Here is an 18,513-nt window from a genome sequence, read left to right on the forward strand (position 1 = left end):
TGCGGGGAGCCACTGACAATCGAGCCACGGGTGAGGTCGGCGTCCCGCCGCCGACCGACGGCGGGACGACCGGCGGCGCCGGAACGCTCAGCGGCGTCGGCCCCGCCCGCGGCCCTCGTCGTTGCCGTCCTCGTCCCGGCGCGGGCCCAGCAGTTCGTCCGCCAGCGTCGGCAGATCGTCCAGCGGGGTCTCCTCGGCCCAGTCCGACCGGGGTCGCTGGCGGGGCGTGCCCTCCTCGTCGACCTGCGGCAGCTCGCGCGTACGGTCGTCGGCCCCGTCCGGCCGCGCCCCGTCCTGCTCACCCCGCTCGTCGCGGAAGTACCCCGGCGGCACCCGGTCCGAGGGGTTCCGGTCCCGCACGGGAGGCAGCACGGCCGTCTCGTCGGCGGGGTTCTCGTCCCGGACCGGCGGCAGTACGGCCGTCTCGTCCTCGGAGCTGTCGCCGCGCACCGGAGGCAGTACCGCCGTCTCGTCGGCGGCCCCCGGCGGAATCGAGGGCTGCGGCAGCTCGGCCGTCACCTCGGCGTCGGCCCCGCCCGCGGAGCCCTGGGGCTTCCTCCCGGATCCGGACGCGTTCCCGGACGTCCTGGAGGGCTGCTCGGGCTCCTTGTCCATGCGGATCGGCGGCAGCACGGCCGTCTCGTCCACCGGCCCGCCCGACGCGTTCGTCGGAGTCACCACCGGCGTCGGCACGGTCACGGCCTCCGGCGGGACCGCCGGAGCCGCCGAAGCGGCGGTCGCCGTGGGGCGCGCCGGCTTCGGTCCGACCTGAGCCGCGGCGGCGGCCTGCTCCGCCGCACGTCGGGCCTGCTCGGCCCGCAGCAGCGCCTCCTCGGCCTTCCGCTGCTTCTCCAGGCGCCGGGCCTCGGCCTCGGCACGCAGCCGCGCCTCCTCCTCGGCCTGCCGGCGGCGCCGCTCCTCCTCCGCCTTGCGGCGGGCCTCCTCCTCGGCGCGGGCCTTCTCCTCCGCGAGGAGCCGGACCCGCTCCTCCTCGGCACGCCTGCGTGCTTCCTCGGCGCGCAGCCGCGCCTCCTCGGCCTGCCGTTCGGCCTCGCGCCGCTGCGCCTCCTCCAGCTCGCGCCGCTTGCGCTCCTCCTCCTCGGCGCGCAGCTTGGCGAGCTGCTCCTGGCGCTCGCGCTCCAGGCGCTCCTCCTCGGCCTTGCGGGCGGCCTCTTCCTCTGCCTTGCGGCGGGCCTCCTCCTCGGCCTTCTTGCGCGCCTCCTCCTGGGCCTTGATCTCGGCCTCGGACAGGGGCAGCAGCTGGTCGAGCCGGTGCCGGACGGCGGTCGTGACCGCCTCGGGCTCCTGGGCCGCGTCGACCACCAGGTAGCGGCCCGGGTCGGCGGCGGCCAGCGTGAGGAAGCCGGAGCGCACGCGCGTGTGGAACTCGGCCGGCTCCGACTCCAGCCTGTCCGGGGCCTCCGTGAAGCGCTCGCGGGCGGCCTCAGGCGACACGTCCAGCAGGACCGTCAGATGCGGGACCAGGCCGTTCGTCGCCCAGCGCGAGATCCGCGCGATCTCCGTCGGGGACAGGTCGCGGCCCGCGCCCTGGTAGGCCACGGACGAGTCGATGTACCGGTCGGTGATGACGACCGCGCCGCGCTCCAGGGCGGGCCGGACGACCGTGTCGACGTGCTCCGCGCGGTCCGCCGCGTACAGCAGCGCCTCCGCGCGGTGCGAGAGCCCGGCGCTGGAGACGTCCAGCAGGATCGAACGCAGCCGCTTGCCCACGGGCGTGGCCCCCGGCTCACGCGTGAGGACGACCTCGTGGCCCTTGGCCCTGATCCACTCGGCGAGCGCCTCGGCCTGCGTGGACTTGCCGGCGCCGTCGCCGCCCTCCAGGGCGATGAAGAAGCCGGTCCCGACCGAGGTCTGCACCGGGTCGTCGCCGCCGAGCAGCGCGTCCCGCAGGTCCTGCCGCAGGGGCACGCCGGAACGGTCGTCGACCTTGGCCAGCACCAGCGCGGCCACCGGCAGCAGCAGCGCGCCGACCAGCATCAGCGTGAACGCCGCCCCGCCGTGCGCGAAGACGAACTTGCCGCTTTCCAGCCGGTGCGGCCCGATGAGCGCCGCCACCAGCGGGGCGATCACCGCGCCCAGCGCCACCACGACCCGCACGACGGCGTGCAGGTGCTCCGTCGTCCGCGCCCGGCGGTGTTCCTCGGTCTCCTGGTCGAGCAGGGCGTGCCCGGTGTTGGCGGCGACGCCCGCGCCGACGCCGGCCAGGGCCAGGATCAGCAGCACACTGGTGACGTCCGGGACCAGCCCGGCGGCCAGCAGCGCCACGCCGGTGAAGGCGATGGCCAGCGCGAGCAGCCGGCGCCGCGACAGCGACGCCAGCACCTTCGGTGCCGTACGGACGCCGACGACGACCCCGCCGGTCAGCGCGAGCACGAACAGCCCGTACATGACCGGACCGCCGCCTAGGTCCTTGGCGTGCAGCACGGCCACGGCGACGGCGGCGGCGATCGCCCCGGCGACGGCGGCACAGGCGAGGACCAGCAGCGGGATCGCGCCGGTGCGGCCCGCGTCGACGCCGGTGGCGGTCCTGGGCCGGCGCAGCCCCTCGAGCGGCGACCGCGCGCGCGGGGTGCGCAGTCCGGGCAGCTCCAGGAAGGTCACGATGGACAGCGACCCGGCGAAGAGCCCTCCGGCGACATACGAGGCGAGGGCCGCCTGGTGCTGTCCGAACCAGTCGATCCCGGCGCCCAGAAGATTGTTGAACAGTGCCGCGACGACCAGCGTGGCCGCGCCCAGCGGGATCGTCACGAAGCCCGTGCGCAGCGACAGGCGGCGCAGGGCGTCCATGTGGTCGGGCAACGGCCGGACGGTCGCGCCCTCCAGCGGCGGGGCGGGCAGCAGGGCCGGGGACGCGCTCTCGCGGGCGACCGTCCAGAACCGCTCGGCCACCCCGGTCACGAACACCGTGACGAGCAGCAGGGCCAGCGCGTCGTCCGGCGTCCAGTCGATCCACAGCGGCGCGACGATGAGCAGCGCCGCGCGCACGCCGTCCGCGCCGACCATGGTCCAGCGGCGGTCGAGCGGGCCGTCCGGCGAGGTCAGTGAGGTCAGGGGGCCCAGGAGGACGGCGCCGAAGAGGAGGGTGGCCAGAATCCGCACCGCGAAGACGGTCGCCACCGCGAAGGCCACGCCGCGGTAGCCGCCCCCGAAGGAGCCCTCCACGATGGCCGCCTGGAGGACGAGAAGGACGAACACCAGGAGTGCGAGGGTGTCTCCCACCCCGCTCACCAGCTGTGCGCTCCAGAGCCGCTTGAGCTGCGGCTCGCGCAACAGGGCGCGCACAGCGCGCTCGCGGGAGTCCGCCACCAAGGCGTCGTCCGGTGCCGGGTGGTGGGCCGTTGGCTGCTCGGCTCGCGTCATGCTTTCAGCCTATCGGCCGCGACTGACACCCTGTCGCCCCCGTCCACGCGCGCGACCGCCCCGACACCAAAGTGATGCCGGGGCGTGGGTTTGAAGAACCGCGGTGGAGGAATGGTGCCGGGCTCCGTCGCCGATCAGGCGTCCGGCCGGCCGTACCGGCAGGCACCCGATCCGCCAGGTGACCGGCCGGGTGCCGGCCGTGCGTCCAGTCGTGCGATCGGCCGTGCGCTCAGTCCTCCGACGAAGCCGGGGAAGCCGTCGCCTTCTTCGTGGCCGTCTTCTTCGCCGTCGTCTTCTTGGCCGTGGTCGTCTTCGCGGCGGTCTTCTTGGCGGCCGTCTTCTTGGCCGGGGCCGCCTTCTTCGCCGTCGCCTTCTTCGCGGGCGCCTTCTTGGCCGTCTTCTTGGCCGGCGCCTTGGCGCGCTTCTCGGCGAGCAGCTCGAAGCCGCGCTCCGGGGTGATCTCCTCGACGCTGTCACCGGAGCGCAGGGTCGCGTTGGTCTCCCCGTCGGTGACGTACGGCCCGAAGCGACCGTCCTTGACGACGACCGGCTGTCCGCTGACCGGGTCCGCGCCCAGCTCCTTCAGCGGCGGCTTGGCGGCGGCCCGGCCACGCTGCTTGGGCTGGGAGTAGATCTCCAGCGCCTCTTCGAGCGTGATCGTGAAGAGCTGGTCCTCGGTCTGGAGGGACCGCGAGTCCGTGCCCTTCTTCAGGTACGGGCCGTAGCGGCCGTTCTGCGCGGTGATCTCCACGCCCTCCGCGTCGGCGCCGACGACACGCGGCAGCGACATCAGCTTGAGGGCGTCCGCCAGCGTCACCGTGTCCAGCGACATCGACTTGAACAGCGAGGCCGTACGCGGCTTCACGGCGTTCTTGCCGGTCTTCGGGGTGCCCTCGGGGAGCACCTCGGTGACGTACGGGCCGTAGCGGCCGTCCCGGGCGATGATCTGGTGACCGCTCTCCGGGTCGGCACCGAGCTCGAAGTCGCCGCTCGGCTTGGCGAGCAGCTCCTCCGCGAGTTCGACGGACAGCTCGTCCGGGGCCAGGTCCTCGGGCACGTCCGCCCGCTGGTGCCCCTCGGCGTCCTTCTCCCCGCGCTCGATGTAGGGGCCGTAGCGCCCGACCCGCAGCACGATGTCGTTGCCCACCGGGAACGACGACACCTCGCGCGCGTCGATCGCGCCCAGGTCGGTCACCAGCTCCTTGAGGCCGCCGAGGTGGTCCCCGTCGCCGTTGCCGGCTTCGGCCGCGCCGCCGTGGCCCGCGCCTTCGCCGAAGTAGAACCGCCTCAGCCACGGCACGGCCTGCGCCTCACCGCGGGCGATGCGGTCGAGGTCGTCCTCCATGCGGGCGGTGAAGTCGTAGTCGACCAGTCGGCCGAAGTGCTTCTCCAGGAGGTTGACCACGGCGAAGGACAGGAAGGACGGCACGAGTGCCGTGCCCTTCTTGAAGACGTAGCCACGGTCGAGGATCGTGCCGATGATCGACGCGTACGTCGACGGACGGCCGATCTCGCGCTCTTCGAGCTCCTTGACCAGGCTGGCCTCGGTGTAGCGGGCCGGGGGCTTGGTGGCGTGCCCGTCGACCGTGATCTCCTCGGCGGTCAGCGGGTCGCCCTCGCCGACCTGGGGCAGCCGGCGCTCGCGGTCGTCCAGCTCCGCGTTCGGGTCGTCGGCGCCCTCGACGTACGCCTTCAGGAAGCCGTGGAAGGTGATCGTCTTGCCGGAGGCGCTGAACTCGACGTCCCGGCCGTCGGCGGCGGTGCCACCGATCTTCACCGTGACGCTGTTGCCGGTCGCGTCCTTCATCTGGGAGGCGACCGTCCGCTTCCAGATCAGCTCGTAGAGCTTGAACTGGTCGCCGGTCAGACCCGTCTCGGCGGGCGTGCGGAAACGATCACCCGAAGGGCGAATCGCCTCGTGCGCCTCCTGCGCGTTCTTGACCTTGCCGGCGTACGTGCGCGGCTGGGGCGGCAGGTAGTCGGCGCCGTACAGCTGCGTGACCTGGGCGCGGGCGGCGGTGATCGCCGTCTCGCTCAGCGTCGTCGAGTCCGTACGCATGTACGTGATGTAGCCGTTCTCGTACAGCTTCTGCGCGACCTGCATGGTGGCCTTCGCGCCGAAACCGAGCTTGCGGCTGGCCTCCTGCTGAAGCGTCGTCGTACGGAACGGGGCGTACGGCGAGCGGCGGTAGGGCTTCGACTCGACGGACCGGACGGCGAACCGCGTGTTCTCCAGGGCGACGGCCAGGGCGCGGGCGTTCGCCTCGTCGATGTGGAGGATGTTCGCGCTCTTGAGTTGTCCCAGGGAGTCGAAGTCGCGACCCTGCGCGACCCGCCTGCCGTCGACGGTCTGGAGGCGCGCGACCAGCGACGACGGGTCCGACACGTCACCGGCGCGGCCGGTCGAGAAGGTGCCCGTCAGGTCCCAGTACTCGGCAGAACGAAACGCGATGCGCTCGCGTTCCCGCTCCACGACGAGACGGGTGGCGACGGACTGGACACGGCCGGCCGACAGGCGCGGCATGACCTTCTTCCACAGGACCGGCGAGACCTCGTAACCGTAGAGACGGTCGAGGATGCGGCGGGTCTCCTGGGCGTCGACGAGCTTCTGGTTCAGCTGGCGCGGGTTGGCGACGGCAGCCCGGATCGCGTCCTTGGTGATCTCGTGGAAGACCATCCGCTTGACCGGGATCTTGGGCTTGAGGACCTCCTGGAGGTGCCAGGCGATCGCCTCGCCCTCGCGGTCCTCATCGGTGGCGAGGAAGAGCTCGTCGGATTCCTTGAGGAGATCCTTGAGCTTCTTGACCTGCGCCCGCTTGTCGGCGTTGACCACATAGATCGGCTGGAAGTCGTGTTCGACGTCCACACCGAGACGGCGGACCTCGCCCGTGTACTGGTCCGGCACCTCCGCGGCGCCGTTGGGAAGGTCACGGATGTGCCCGACGCTGGCCTCGACGATGTATCCGGGGCCGAGGTAACCCTTGATCGTCTTCGCCTTGGCAGGCGACTCGACGATCACGAGTCGGCGGCCGCCCTTCGCGGTCTCGCTGGTCGGGGACAACTTCGCTCATCTCTCCGGTCGACGCTGGGGCCTCACCCAGGCCTTGCTCCCGGGGTCGGGTCATGGTGACGCTGCGGAGTGTGACGGTACATCCCGCCCCCGTGTCAAACGGGAAAAGCCCGCAACGGCCACTCGAACGGTAACCCGACTACCGCCATTCCTGCCGCCCGGAGTACCGACCGGCCCTTTTCCGTACGACCGGAACGCGTCTTCCCCTTTACCGGCGCGGCCACGTTCACGCGGTTCGAACGGGGGTCCGGCGAGATCCGCGAAGGCAGCCTCGGAGTCGGCCCCGTAGGCACTTCCGCAGGTGGCGACGGAGTCGGCTTCAGAGCCGGGTGAAGCACCACACCCCGACGGCCAGCGCGCCGACGGAGGCCAGGGCCGCCAGGGTCGCCGATGCGACGGGGCTCACATCTTGGGCCACGGGTTCACGGTGTCGCACCCGGATCGTGGTCCACATCAGCAGTGCGGCCCCGAACAGGGCGAACACCGTTCCTGTGAAGATCGTCGGCCCGCTCTCCATGATCGTCCCCGCCCCTTGCGCTCGGCCCTCGCCTGCCCCGGCCACGGGAGGCTGTCACGCGCGGGCGGCGCCCCGGCGAACCCGAGGTGAACGCCGGCCCACGGATGGGGGCGGAGGGCCCGGCGAGCCGTCTGCCGGGGTGCGGCCGGGGCACGGCGACGGCCCCTCGGAGCGGGGCCCCTGGCGGCCGGGGGTGCGGCGGAGCGCACCGAACCGGGTGCGGGCTTATCCGGCCGTCTTCGCCGTCTTCGCCGTCTTCGCCATGGTCGCCGTTGTCGATCGGCTCACATTGCATACGATCTTGGCGAATCGGCGCCGAGCGCGAAGAAAGCATGAAGAGCGGCGAAGAACGGGCGGGAGGAGCTGGCGCGGCGCGAGCGGGCCGCGCTCCCAAAGACGTCGCGGAGGGCATCCCGGAGGACGTCCCGGATGACGTCACGGGTGATCTTCCGGACAGCGTCGCGGGCGGTGTTCCCGACGGCGTCGCGGATGACAATCCGGATGACATCCCGAATGGCGCCCCACGTGACGTCCCACATGACGCTCCGGATGCCATCCGGTAGCCCGCTCCGACGGTCCGGGCCATCCGGGACCGGCCGGATCCGGATGGCCGGGACCGGCCGGATCCGCTCGGGTCACTCCGCCGGTTCGAGGAAACCCTGCTCCACCAGAAGGCGGATCTGGGCCGGAGTGCGGTCCCGCAGCAACACCGGATCCTCGCCGACCAGTTGGGCGATGGCGTCGAGAATGCGGCCGGCGCTCAGCGAGCCGTCGCACACCCCGGCGAAGCCCGCGCCGACCGTGTCCACCTTGGTGGCCCGGCGCATGCCGCGGTGCTGGCGCAGCACGACGTGCTCCGGGTCCTCGGCGCCGGGCAGCCCGACCTGCTCCTGGATGACCTCCGTGACCAGCCGGAAGCGCCCGGCGAGCAGGGCCGCGTCGTCATGGGCACGCAGGTAGTCCAGCCGTTCGAAGTGCGCCAGGACCGCGTCGCCCAGCGGCTGTTCGACCGGGTGCGGCCACTCCTCCACCGTGATCACGGGCTCCGCGGCCGTCGTCCTGCGCAGCGTGATCCAGCCGAAGCCGACCGCCTTCACCTTGCGTGCCTCGAACTCGTCCAGCCAGGTGTCGTAGTGCGCCTGGTACTCGGCCTGGTCGCCGCGGTGATCACCGGCGTCCCTCAGCCAGAGCTCCGCGTACTGCGTGACGTCCTGCACCTCGCGCTGCACGATCCACGCGTCGCACCCGCGCGGCACCCACGACCTGAGCCGGTCCTGCCAGTTCTCCCCTTCCACGTGCTGCCAGTTGGCGAGGAACTGCGCGAACCCGCCCTCGCTCAGCCGCTCCCCCGCCCCTTGAACGAGCGAGCGGCACAGATCGTCCCCGCCCATCCCGCCGTCCCGGTAGGTCAGCCGGGCGCCCGGCGAGATCACGAACGGCGGATTCGACACGATCAGGTCGTACGTCTCGTCGTCCCGGACCGGTTCGAACAGCGAGCCCTCGCGCAGGTCCGCCGCCGGAGCCCCGGACAGCGCGAGCGTGAGCGCGGTGATGTGCAGCGCGCGCGGGTTGAGGTCGGTCGCCGTCACGCGCGTGGCGTGCTGGGCGGCGTGCAGCGCCTGGATGCCCGAGCCGGTGCCGAGGTCGAGGGCGGCGGAGACGGGCATGCGCACGGTGATACCGGCGAGGGTCGTCGACGCGCCGCCGACACCGAGGACGACAGCGGTGTCCGCCTGGCCGCCTTCGCTCCCGCTGCCGCCCGCGCCACCGACCGCGCACCCGAGGTCGGAAATGATGAACCAGTCCTCGCCGCCCGGCCCGCCGTACGGCCGTACGTCCACGGTCGCGGCGACCTCGTCCTCGCCCGTGGGGACCAGCCAGCCGCTCTCCACGCACGCGCGTACCGGCAGGAACTCCTCCACGCGCGCGTGCGGCACGGGCTGCTGGAGCAGGAAGAGGCGGACGAGCGTCTCCAGCGGCGTGTCCCCGCGGGTCGCGCGCAGCGCGGGGACGGTCTCGCTGCGGGCCAGGGCGGCGTAGGCGGGCGCGCCGAGCAGGTCGAGGAGACCGTCCGCGGTGAAGGAGGCCGCGAGCAGCGCCTCGCGCAGCCGGGCGGCCACGTCGGGGCGGTCGGCGGAGGGCAGGGGGGAGAGGGTGGCGTTACTCACGCCCCCCATTGTCTCCCGTCACCACTCGGGGCGCGTTCCCCCGGATCGTTCTGAGCCGCGCGGCCTCAGCCGGTCGTCGCGCGGGCCGAGGCGGAGGTGGCCACCTTCTTGCAGCTGGCCTGGTTGGCCATGGCGTTCTTGACGTCACCCTGCTCGAGGTTCTTCAGCGCGGTGTTGCCGCTCTTGCTGAGTTCGCCGAGGTCGGTGGCGATGTCCTGGAGACCGTCGGCGAACTTCGCCTGGTCCTTCGTGTCCAGCGCGTCGACCTGCTTCTTCAGGCCCGCGTAGGAGGTGGAGAGAGTGGTGAGCGCCGAGACGGCGTCCTTCTGCTTCTTCTCGCCGTCGTCGACGCCGGGAGGCGTCCCGGCCTTCTGGACGGCCTGGGCGAGTGCTCCGTAGGCGTCGGACATGTCCTGGAAGGCCTGCGAGTCGGTCTTCTGGACGTTCGCCGGAGCGTTGTTGTCCGTGGCGGCCTGCTTGATCGCGGCGTTGGCCGCGTCGACCTTCGCGTCCTGGGCAGGCAGCGCGTCGCAGACCTGCTTGGCCCAGGCGTCGAGCTCCTTGTTGCCGTCGTCGCCGCTGCTGCATCCGGTCAGCGCCAGTACCAGTACCGCACCGCCGGACATCACGGCCGCGAGCTTCTTGTTCACCGGGTTGGTCCCTTCCATGGCTCTCGGCCCCGGAACATACACGGCAACCGGGCAAGAACCCCAGAACGAATGTCCGCTATGTGGATTATTAAAGCCATTTGTACCAGGAGAGAGAAGGCTCACGGCTCGGGCACATACTCAACACAACGGGCGGGCGACGCGACAACGCGCGTCACCCGCCCGCCCCTTGAGCTGGGCCCCGGTGGGCTGGTCTACGAAATCACCGCCGGATCGGCGGACTTGGACGAGGATTCGGCGTTGTCTTCGTCACCCACGGCGATCCCGCGTCGCTTGGAGATGTACACGGCGACCACGATGACCGCGAGCGCCAGGACCGCGATCAGGATCCGTACGCCGATGCTCTTGTCCTCGCCGTAGCTGAACTTGATCACGGCGGGCGCGATGAGCAGCGCCACGAGGTTCATGACCTTCAGCAGCGGGTTGATCGCCGGGCCGGCGGTGTCCTTGAACGGGTCGCCGACCGTGTCCCCGATCACCGTGGCCGCATGGGCCTCGCTGCCCTTGCCGCCGTGGTGACCGTCTTCGACGAGTTTCTTGGCGTTGTCCCAGGCGCCGCCGGAGTTGGCGAGGAAGACGGCCATCAGCGTGCCGGAGCCGATCGCGCCCGCCAGGAACGCGCCGAGCGCGCCGACTCCGAGGGTGAACCCGATGAAGATGGGCGCCAGCACGGCGAGCAGTCCGGGGGTGGCCAGCTCGCGCAGGGCGTCCCGGGTGCAGATGTCGACGACCTTGCCGTACTCCGGCTCCTCGCTGTAGTCCATGATCCCGGGGTGCTCGCGGAACTGCCGCCGCACCTCGAACACCACGGAACCCGCCGACCGCGACACCGCATTGATCGCCAGCCCCGAGAAGAGGAAGACGACCGCCGCGCCCGCGATGAGGCCGACGAGGTTGTTGGGCTGCGAGATGTCCATCATCAGGCTCATCGGAGCGCCGGCGCCGGAGAGCTTCTCCCCGACGTCCTGCGCACCCGTCGTGATGGCGTCCCGGTACGACCCGAAGAGCGCCGACGCCGCCAGGACGGCGGTGGCGATGGCGATGCCCTTGGTGATGGCCTTGGTCGTGTTGCCGACGGCGTCGAGATTGGTGAGCACCTGCGCGCCCGCACCCTGGACGTCACCGGACATCTCGGCGATGCCCTGCGCGTTGTCGGAGACCGGCCCGAAGGTGTCCATGGCGACGATCACGCCGACCGTGGTGAGCAGACCGGTGCCGGCCAGCGCCACCGCGAACAGCGCCAGCATGATCGACGTACCGCCGAGCAGGAACGCCCCGTACACCCCCAGACCGATCAACAAGGCGGTGTAGACGGCCGATTCGAGGCCGACGGAGATACCGGCGAGGACGACGGTGGCGGGGCCCGTCAGCGACGACTTTCCGATGTCGCGCACGGGTCGGCGGGTGGTCTCGGTGAAGTAGCCCGTCAACTGCTGGATGACCGCGGCCAGGAGGATGCCGATCGCCACCGCCACGAGGGCGAGGACGCGTGGATCGCCGTTCTTGCCGTGGATCGCCGCGTCGGTGACGCCGTCGAGGTCGGCGTACTTGCCGGGGAGATAGAGGAAGACGGCCACCGCGACCAGCACGAGCGAGATCGCCGCGGAGATGAAGAAGCCCCGGTTGATCGCGGTCATGCCACTGCGGTCGGTGCGACGCGGGGCGACCGCGAAGATGCCGACCATGGCCGTGAGCACGCCGATGGCGGGAACGAGCAGCGGGAAGGCGAGCCCGGCGTCGCCGAAGGCCGCCTTGCCGAGGATCAGCGCGGCGACCAGGGTCACGGCGTACGACTCGAACAGGTCGGCCGCCATGCCCGCGCAGTCGCCGACGTTGTCGCCCACGTTGTCGGCGATGGTCGCGGCATTGCGCGGGTCGTCCTCCGGAATGCCCTGCTCGACCTTGCCGACCAGGTCGGCGCCGACGTCGGCGGCCTTGGTGAAGATGCCGCCGCCCACCCTCATGAACATGGCGATGAGGGCCGCGCCGAGTCCGAATCCCTCCAGCACCTTCGGCGCGTCGGCCGCGTACACCAGCACCACGCAGGCGGCGCCGAGCAGGCCGAGCCCCACCGTGAACATGCCCACGACGCCGCCCGTGCGGAATGCGATCTTCATTGCCTTGTGCGAGACGGCGGTGAGATCCTTTTCCGGTTCACCTTCCGCCGGAGTCGCTTCCCGGGCCGCCGCGGCGACGCGGACATTACTGCGCACGGCGAGCCACATGCCGATATAGCCGGTGGCCGCGGAGAACCCCGCGCCGATCAAGAAGAACACCGATCGTCCGGCGCGCTGATTCCAGTCGTCCGCGGGCAGCAGCAAGAGCAGGAAGAACACCACGACGGCGAAAACACCGAGCGTGCGCAGCTGCCGGGACAGATACGCGTTGGCGCCTTCCTGGACCGCCGCCGCGATCTTCTTCATGCTGTCGGTGCCCTCGCCTGCCGCGAGCACCTGGCGCACCAGTACGCCCGCGACCACGAGTGCGGCCAGGGCGACGACCGCGATGACCACCACGAGCAGGCGATTGCCGTCGGTCAGCACTGCGGCTGCGAAGGTTGTGGAGTGGTCCAACCGATGAGGGGTAGAAAGCCCCGCCATTCGTCCTCCTTGACGCTTGGGCTGAGCTCAAGATGTGGACGGATTGTAGGTACCGGAACCTGATCAAAACAGTGTGCGGCAAGCGGAATTCGCCGTCGCACGCAAAACCCGCACGATCTCGCTCGGTAATGGCTTCAAGGCATTCAGGTTCGTGAATTGATTCACGATATTCGCGGCAAGATTCACTACACCAAGATTCACTGCACCGAGATTCCAAGATTCATTTCACGGAACCACTGTAAGCGCGGTCGCCGAGGTCCGCACATGCCGAAGGGCCCTACGAGGTAGGGCCCTTCGGGTGAGTGAATCGCGAGGTTCGGGTCAGGACAGCGTCGCGGTCGCCGGCGTGGTCGGCCAGGTCATGCGGATCAGCCCGCCGTGCTCGCCCGCGGAGACCTCGACGTCGTCGACGAGGCCGCTGATGACCGCCAGGCCCATCTCGTCCTCCTCGGCCTCCACGTCGACGCCTGCGCCCGAGCCGGGCGCCCGGTCACCGGGCGCCGAGCGCGGCGCTTCGTCGCCGACCTCGATGGAGAACTGTTTCTCCTCCTCGATCAGCGACACCTTCACCGGCGCGGTGATGCCACCGGTCTGATGCAGTCCGACGGCACGGGTGCAGGCCTCGCCGACGGCGAGCCTGACCTCGTCGAGGACGGCCTCGTCCACTCCGGCCCTGCGCGCCACCGCTGCCGCCACCAGTCGGGCGGTCCTGACATGCTCGGGCAGCGCGCTGAAGCGGAGTTCAACGGTGGCCATGCGTCCCCCTCGGAACTACGGGCGTGCTGTCGGGGGGCCGGGCCACCAAGCCCGGACCCCCTCTTCGTTCAACCAGCCGTGCCGGGCCGCGCGGGCCCGGGACGACGTGGTCAGTCGGTGGCAGCGACCGCTTCGTCGACCGAGGTGTGGATCGGGAACACCTTGGTCAGACCGGTAATGCGGAAGATCTTCAAAATACGCTCCTGGTTGCAGACCAGACGGAGCGAGCCCTCATGGGCACGCACCCGCTTCAGTCCGCCGACCAGCACGCCGAGCCCGGTGGAGTCGAGGAAGTCCACGCCCTCCATGTCGACGACGAGGTGGAAATTCCCGTCGTTCACCAGCTCGACCAGCTGCTCGCGCAACTTGGGCGCGGTATATACGTCGATTTCGCCACCGACCTCGACGACCGTACGATCGCCGACGGTACGGGTCGACAGAGACAGGTCCACGGATCCTCCAGCACCTTGCTATCGAGCGGTCGCCCCTCGGAACACCTGGGCAGGAGTCCCCGGGACGGTACGCCAGCCGCCATGGCATTCAATCACTTACCGGCAGGCGTGCACGACGCCTTGGCCCCATTGTCCGTCACGCCAGTGACACACTCGGTGCCGATGGCCAAGAATCACCGATCCGATCGACCCTCGCCCGAGGCCGTGCCCCGCCTGTCCCCGGCCGCGGTTCTGGACCGGCTCGCCCCGGGACCGAACCGGGCGTCGCGCATCACTCATACGGAGCACTTGCCCCCGCGTGAGGGCCGCCATGCCGTCTGGCCGGACCGGATTCGCCCCGAGGTCATCGCGGCCGTGCAGGAATGCGGCATCGAACACCCCTGGGCCCACCAGGCCCGGGTCGCCGAGCACGCCCTGGACGGCGAGTCCGTGGTCGTCGCCACGGGCACCGCGTCCGGCAAGTCCCTGGCGTACCTCGTACCGGTCCTCTCGGCTCTCCTGGACGGCTCCGAGGCCCCGAACGGCCGCGGGGCCACCACCCTCTACCTGGCCCCCACCAAGGCCCTGGCGGCGGACCAGTGCCGCTCCGTGAAGGAACTTTCACAACCGCTGGGCAACGCCGTCCGGCCGGCCGTGTACGACGGCGACACCCCGTTCGAGGAACGGGAGTGGATCCGCCAGTACGCCAACTACGTCCTCACCAACCCGGACATGCTGCACCGCGGGATCCTCCCGTCCCACCCCCGCTGGTCCTCCTTCCTGAAGTCGCTGAAGTACGTCGTCATCGACGAGTGCCACACCTACCGCGGCGTGTTCGGCTCCCACGTCGCCCACGTCCTGCGCCGGCTGCGCCGCCTGTGTGCCCGCTACGGCGCCTCCCCGGTCTTCCTGCTGGCCTCCGCGACGGCCGCCGAACCCGCGGTGGCCGCCGGGCGCCTCACCGGCCTCCCGGTCGTCGAGGTCGCCGACGACGCCTCACCCCGCGGTGAACTGGTGTTCGCCCTCTGGGAGCCGCCGCTCACCGAGATGGTGGGCGAGAAGGGCGCACCCGTCCGGCGTACCGCCACCGCCGAGACCGCCGACCTGCTGACCGACCTCGCCGTCCAGGGCGTGCGCACCGTCGCCTTCGTCCGCTCCCGGCGTGGCGCCGAGCTGATCGCGGTGATCGCCCAGGAACGCCTCGCCGAGGTCGACCGCTCACTCGCCCGGCGTGTCGCGGCCTACCGCGGCGGTTACCTCCCCGAGGAACGACGCGCCCTGGAGCAGGCCCTGCACTCGGGCGAGCTGCTCGGTCTCGCCGCGACCACCGCCCTGGAGCTCGGCATCGACGTCTCCGGACTCGACGCCGTCCTGATCGCCGGCTACCCGGGCACCCGCGCCTCCCTGTGGCAGCAGGCCGGCCGCGCGGGCCGGTCCGGGCAGGGCGCGCTGGCGGTGCTCGTCGCCCGGGACGACCCGCTGGACACCTTCCTGGTCCATCACCCGGAAGCACTGTTCGACCGCCCGGTCGAGTCGACCGTCCTCGACCCCGACAACCCCTACGTCCTGGCCCCGCACCTGTGCGCGGCGGCCGCGGAACTCCCGCTGACCGACGAGGATCTGCCCCTGTTCGGACCCGAGGCCGAGGGCCTGCTGCCACAGCTGGAGGCCGCCAAGCTGCTGCGCCGCCGGACCAGGGCCTGGCACTGGACCCGCCGGGAACGCGCCGCCGACCTCACGGACATCCGCGGCGAGGGCGGCCGGCCCGTCCAGGTCGTGGAGGCCGGCACCGGCCGGCTGCTCGGCACGGTCGACGCGGGCTCCTCGCACACCGCCGTCCACGAGGGCGCCGTCCACCTCCACCAGGGCCGCACCTATCTCGTACGTTCCCTGGACCTGGAGGACTCCGTCGCTCTGGTCGAGGAGGCCAGCCCCCCGTATTCGACGGTGGCCCGCGACACGACGTCGATCTCCGTCCTGGAGACGGACGTCGAGATCCCCTGGGGCCAGGGCCGGTTGTGCTACGGCTCCGTCGAAGTCACCAACCAGGTCGTCTCCTTCCTGCGCCGACGTGTCATCACCGGTGAAGTCATGGGCGAGTCGAAGCTCGACCTCCCTCCTCGTACGCTGCGCACGCGTGCCGTGTGGTGGACGGTGACCGAGGACCAACTGGACGCGGCCCGGATCAACCCCGAGATCCTCGGCGGGGCCCTGCACGCCGCCGAACACGCCTCGATCGGCATGCTGCCCCTCTTCGCGACCTGCGACCGCTGGGACATCGGCGGCGTCTCGGTCCCCCTCCACCCCGACACCCTGTTGCCGACGGTCTTCGTCTACGACGGCCATCCCGGCGGCGCGGGCTTCGCGGAGCGGGCCTTCCACACGGCCCGCGCCTGGCTGACCGCCACCCGCCAGGCCATCGCCTCCTGCGAGTGCGACGCCGGCTGCCCGTCCTGCATCCAGTCCCCCAAGTGCGGCAACGGCAACGACCCACTCCACAAGAGGGGCGCTGTACGGCTCCTCACGGAACTGCTGCGGGAGGCTCCCGAGGAGAAGGCCCAGGAGGGGGAGCCTCCGACAGCGCCGGAGAAGGTGCCGGGTGCGGGTCCGGAGAAGGTGCCGGAGGCAGGACCGGGGGCGGGTCCGGAGGCAGGACCGGGGCCGGCAACGGGTGAGGCTGCGGGGGCAGGTGCGGGGGCGGCACCGCGTCAGCAGGCCCCGCCCGCGCCCTGACCTCGGCCGCGAACAACCCCCGTCCCGACGCCGCCGTCACGTCCGAGATCCCGCCGACGACCACGCACCGCACCAGTCGCGCCCCCTGCGCCCGGGCCACCCGGTCCGCCCTGTCGCAGGCCCGCGCGACGCCGTCCGCTCCATGGTCGGCGGCCGCCAGCGCCGCGAGGTCTGCGCCGCCGGCGGCACGGTGCCGGGACGCCACGGCCTGTCCGAGGGCGAGCACGATCCCGAACACCACGCACAGCACGGCGATCGCACCCACACTCCAGACGGTGGCGGAACCCCGGTCCGCGTCCCCGTGACGCCCTCCGAGGACCCGCCCGCCGAGTACCCGGGCCCACATGGCCCCGCCGTCACGCCCCGCGCCCTTCACGGCACGTCTCCCAGCGACTGCTGGGCGTCTGCCGCCGCACCCCGGGGGGCACCTGGCGCGCGGGCGGGATCCGGCGCGCCTCGCGGGGCACCTGAGGCACGGGCACCACCCGGCGCGCCCCGGGCCTCCTCAGCCGCCCCTACGCCCTTCTCGGCCGTCCCCACGGCGTTCTCAGCCGCTCCTACGGCTTCGCCCCCCGTCGCCACTGCCGACTCCGCCGTCCCTACGGTCTCCTCCGCCGCCGCCACGGCCTCCTCCGCCGCCGCCACAGCTTCCTCCCGCACCTCGAAGGGCAGGCCACGCAACGCCGGTGGCTTGGCCACGACCACGACGCGGACCTGGTCACCCTCCCGGCTGATCGTCACGTCCGCCCCGCGCGGCGCCGTCGCGCGGGTCACCTCGAGGACCGCGTCCGCCGGATCCTGCCGGGCCGCCGCGCGGGCGCCTGTCCTGGCCGCGTCCACGCACTGGATCTGGGCCGCCATGACCAGCAGCCCCCACACCAGCGCCATCGTGAACACCACCAGCACCGGCAGCACCACGGCCGACTCCGCCGTCACGAACCCCCGGTCCCCGGCACACACCCACCGGGAGACGCGCCGAGGCTCCCGTCCGCGCTCACGCCCCCGCACTGAGCGCCCGCTTCACGATGGCCTGCAACTGAGCCGCGACGACGTCGCTCGTCACCACCTGGTAGAGGAGCACCGCGAATCCCACGGCCGCCACGATCCCCATCGCGTACTCGGACGTCACCATCCCCGCGTCACCGCGCGCCGCACGCATCCGCACCCTGCACACCAGGGCGCTCAGCCGCGCCCACACCGCCTTGCACATCTCAACCCCCTTGAGGTTCCGTTGTGTTGATCTCTGTCTCTGGTTCGGCCACTTCGTTTTCGACCATTCGCCGCTCGACCGCTCGGCCCTCGACCCTCGGCCCTCGCCTCGGCCACCCGATGGTCGTCGGCCGGTTCGTCAGCGACCCGTGCCGTCGCGCTTCGGCGTTCACGTTGTCCACGCCCTCATCGACCACCCCCTCCCAGCACCCCGCCCGCGAGCCCGATGACGATGGGCAGCACGCCGACCGCGATGAAGGCAGGCAGGAAGCACAGCCCCACCGGCACGGTGACCATCACGGCTGCCCGCCGGGCCCGAGTCGTCGCGGCGCGCGCCCAGTCGGCTCGGGTGTCGGCGGCGAGCCGGGCGACCGGTCCGGCCGCGGGCAGTCCCGAGACGTCGGCCCGCTCCAGCAGGCGGGCCAGGGCCGCGGCACCCGGTATCGAGGCCAACCTCCGCCACGCGATGGCCGGTTCGCCGCCCAACCGCACCTCGGCGGCACCGCGCGCCAGCCCTTCCCCCACGGGCCCGCCGAGGGCCTCACCCACAGCCTGCGCCGCGATCACCGGGCCGGCTCCCGCCGCGATGCACGCGGCCAGCAGGTCGGCCGCGAGCGGGAGTTGACGTGCGGCAAGCTGGACGTCGACCTCGCTCACCACGCCCGCCGCCTGTTGCCGACGACGCCACCGCCCCAGCACCACCGCGCCGATCAGCCCCAGTACGAGACCGGCGACGCCACCGACCACCACCCATCCCGCACCGAACACCAACGCGTCGGGAAGCCACCGCCGTACGGCGTTCCGCAGCCCGGCTCCTCGGACGGCCGCCGCCGTGGCCGAGGCAAGCAGTTCGGCCGGGCGCCGCCGTGCCCTGCGCCGGCGTCGCGCGGCCTCCCAGCACCGTGTCAGCCACCAGAGGGCCACCACGATCCCCACGGTTGCCCCCAGCCTGTGGACAACTTCCACGCTCACGCCTCCTC

At 71.7% G+C, this 18,513-nt stretch carries 12 protein-coding genes and 2 pseudogenes; 1 reads left to right on the plus strand and 13 read right to left on the minus strand.

Annotation, left to right across the window (positions count from 1 at the left end; all coding sequences use genetic code 11):
* Nucleotides 1-87: 87 nt before the first annotated feature.
* From tmk to bldG, 9 genes are all read right to left on the minus strand, one after another.
* The gene (gene tmk, locus OG933_RS20295) at nucleotides 88-3,381 is read right to left on the minus strand and encodes a dTMP kinase (RefSeq protein WP_362522435.1); all 3,294 of its coding nucleotides are present in this window, start codon (nucleotides 3,379-3,381) and stop codon (nucleotides 88-90) included.
* Between the two features lie 229 nt (nucleotides 3,382-3,610).
* Nucleotides 3,611-6,442, minus strand: a complete 2,832-nt coding sequence (topA, locus tag OG933_RS20300) for a type I DNA topoisomerase (protein ID WP_362522434.1) — start codon at nucleotides 6,440-6,442, stop codon at nucleotides 3,611-3,613.
* Between the two features lie 328 nt (nucleotides 6,443-6,770).
* Nucleotides 6,771-6,968 (minus strand): hypothetical protein, encoded by a 198-nt coding sequence (locus OG933_RS20305; RefSeq protein WP_142265504.1) that lies wholly within the window; start codon nucleotides 6,966-6,968, stop codon nucleotides 6,771-6,773.
* A 284-nt stretch (nucleotides 6,969-7,252) separates the two neighbouring features.
* Nucleotides 7,253-7,507, minus strand: coding sequence for a hypothetical protein (locus tag OG933_RS20310; RefSeq protein ID WP_405628227.1), 255 nt, complete (start codon nucleotides 7,505-7,507; stop codon nucleotides 7,253-7,255).
* Between the two features lie 96 nt (nucleotides 7,508-7,603).
* Entirely contained in the window at nucleotides 7,604-9,145 is a 1,542-nt protein-coding gene (locus tag OG933_RS20315; RefSeq protein WP_405628229.1) for a methyltransferase, read from the minus strand.
* A gap of 56 nt (nucleotides 9,146-9,201) precedes the next feature.
* On the minus strand, nucleotides 9,202-9,804 hold the full coding sequence (locus tag OG933_RS20320; protein WP_362522431.1) for a small secreted protein: 603 nt from the start codon (nucleotides 9,802-9,804) through the stop codon (nucleotides 9,202-9,204).
* Nucleotides 9,805-9,998: 194 nt separating this feature from the next.
* On the minus strand, nucleotides 9,999-12,404 hold the full coding sequence (locus tag OG933_RS20325) for a sodium-translocating pyrophosphatase (RefSeq protein WP_405628233.1): 2,406 nt from the start codon (nucleotides 12,402-12,404) through the stop codon (nucleotides 9,999-10,001).
* Nucleotides 12,405-12,725: 321 nt separating this feature from the next.
* On the minus strand, nucleotides 12,726-13,160 hold the full coding sequence (locus OG933_RS20330) for an ATP-binding protein (RefSeq protein ID WP_230194995.1): 435 nt from the start codon (nucleotides 13,158-13,160) through the stop codon (nucleotides 12,726-12,728).
* A gap of 110 nt (nucleotides 13,161-13,270) precedes the next feature.
* Nucleotides 13,271-13,612 carry an anti-sigma factor antagonist BldG gene (bldG, locus tag OG933_RS20335; RefSeq protein ID WP_009189842.1) on the minus strand — a complete coding sequence of 114 codons (342 nt, stop codon included), beginning with the start codon at nucleotides 13,610-13,612 and terminating at the stop codon, nucleotides 13,271-13,273.
* 81 nt (nucleotides 13,613-13,693) lie between these two features.
* Between bldG and OG933_RS20340 the strand changes: the two genes are divergently transcribed.
* Nucleotides 13,694-16,324: a DEAD/DEAH box helicase gene (locus OG933_RS20340; protein WP_405628238.1), complete on the plus strand. Its 2,631-nt coding sequence runs from the start codon at nucleotides 13,694-13,696 to the stop codon at nucleotides 16,322-16,324.
* A gap of 40 nt (nucleotides 16,325-16,364) precedes the next feature.
* Here OG933_RS20340 and OG933_RS20345 read toward each other — a convergent pair.
* The 4 genes and pseudogenes from OG933_RS20345 to OG933_RS20360 form a co-directional block, all read right to left on the minus strand.
* Nucleotides 16,365-16,670 (minus strand): annotated as a pseudogene (locus OG933_RS20345) (Rv3654c family TadE-like protein); the annotation flags it as partial.
* A gap of 266 nt (nucleotides 16,671-16,936) precedes the next feature.
* Nucleotides 16,937-17,332: pseudogene (locus tag OG933_RS20350) on the minus strand (TadE family type IV pilus minor pilin); the annotation flags it as partial.
* Entirely contained in the window at nucleotides 17,319-17,534 is a 216-nt protein-coding gene (locus tag OG933_RS20355; RefSeq protein ID WP_405628241.1) for a DUF4244 domain-containing protein, read from the minus strand. The gene OG933_RS20355 and the pseudogene OG933_RS20350, both read right to left, overlap by 14 nt.
* A gap of 185 nt (nucleotides 17,535-17,719) precedes the next feature.
* Nucleotides 17,720-18,505, minus strand: a complete 786-nt coding sequence (locus OG933_RS20360) for a type II secretion system F family protein (protein ID WP_405628242.1) — start codon at nucleotides 18,503-18,505, stop codon at nucleotides 17,720-17,722.
* Nucleotides 18,506-18,513 lie beyond the last annotated feature (8 nt).

Origin of the sequence: Streptomyces sp. NBC_00016 (assembly GCF_045040885.1) — a bacterium.
Taxonomy (GTDB): domain Bacteria; phylum Actinomycetota; class Actinomycetes; order Streptomycetales; family Streptomycetaceae; genus Streptomyces; species Streptomyces coriariae.

Bases quoted from the DNA above. Each gene is read 5' to 3' on its own strand.
- OG933_RS20315 (WP_405628229.1), bottom strand. From the start codon at position 9,145: ATGGGGGGCGTGAGTAACGCCACCCTCTCCCCCCTGCCCTCCGCCGAC.
- OG933_RS20310 (WP_405628227.1), bottom strand. From the start codon at position 7,507: ATGTGGGACGTCACGTGGGGCGCCATTCGGGATGTCATCCGGATTGTC.
- OG933_RS20330 (WP_230194995.1), bottom strand. From the start codon at position 13,160: ATGGCCACCGTTGAACTCCGCTTCAGCGCGCTGCCCGAGCATGTCAGG.
- OG933_RS20305 (WP_142265504.1), bottom strand. From the start codon at position 6,968: ATGGAGAGCGGGCCGACGATCTTCACAGGAACGGTGTTCGCCCTGTTC.
- tmk (WP_362522435.1), bottom strand. From the start codon at position 3,381: ATGACGCGAGCCGAGCAGCCAACGGCCCACCACCCGGCACCGGACGAC.
- OG933_RS20355 (WP_405628241.1), bottom strand. From the start codon at position 17,534: ATGTGCAAGGCGGTGTGGGCGCGGCTGAGCGCCCTGGTGTGCAGGGTG.
- OG933_RS20325 (WP_405628233.1), bottom strand. From the start codon at position 12,404: ATGGCGGGGCTTTCTACCCCTCATCGGTTGGACCACTCCACAACCTTC.
- OG933_RS20320 (WP_362522431.1), bottom strand. From the start codon at position 9,804: ATGGAAGGGACCAACCCGGTGAACAAGAAGCTCGCGGCCGTGATGTCC.
- OG933_RS20340 (WP_405628238.1), top strand. From the start codon at position 13,694: ATGGCATTCAATCACTTACCGGCAGGCGTGCACGACGCCTTGGCCCCA.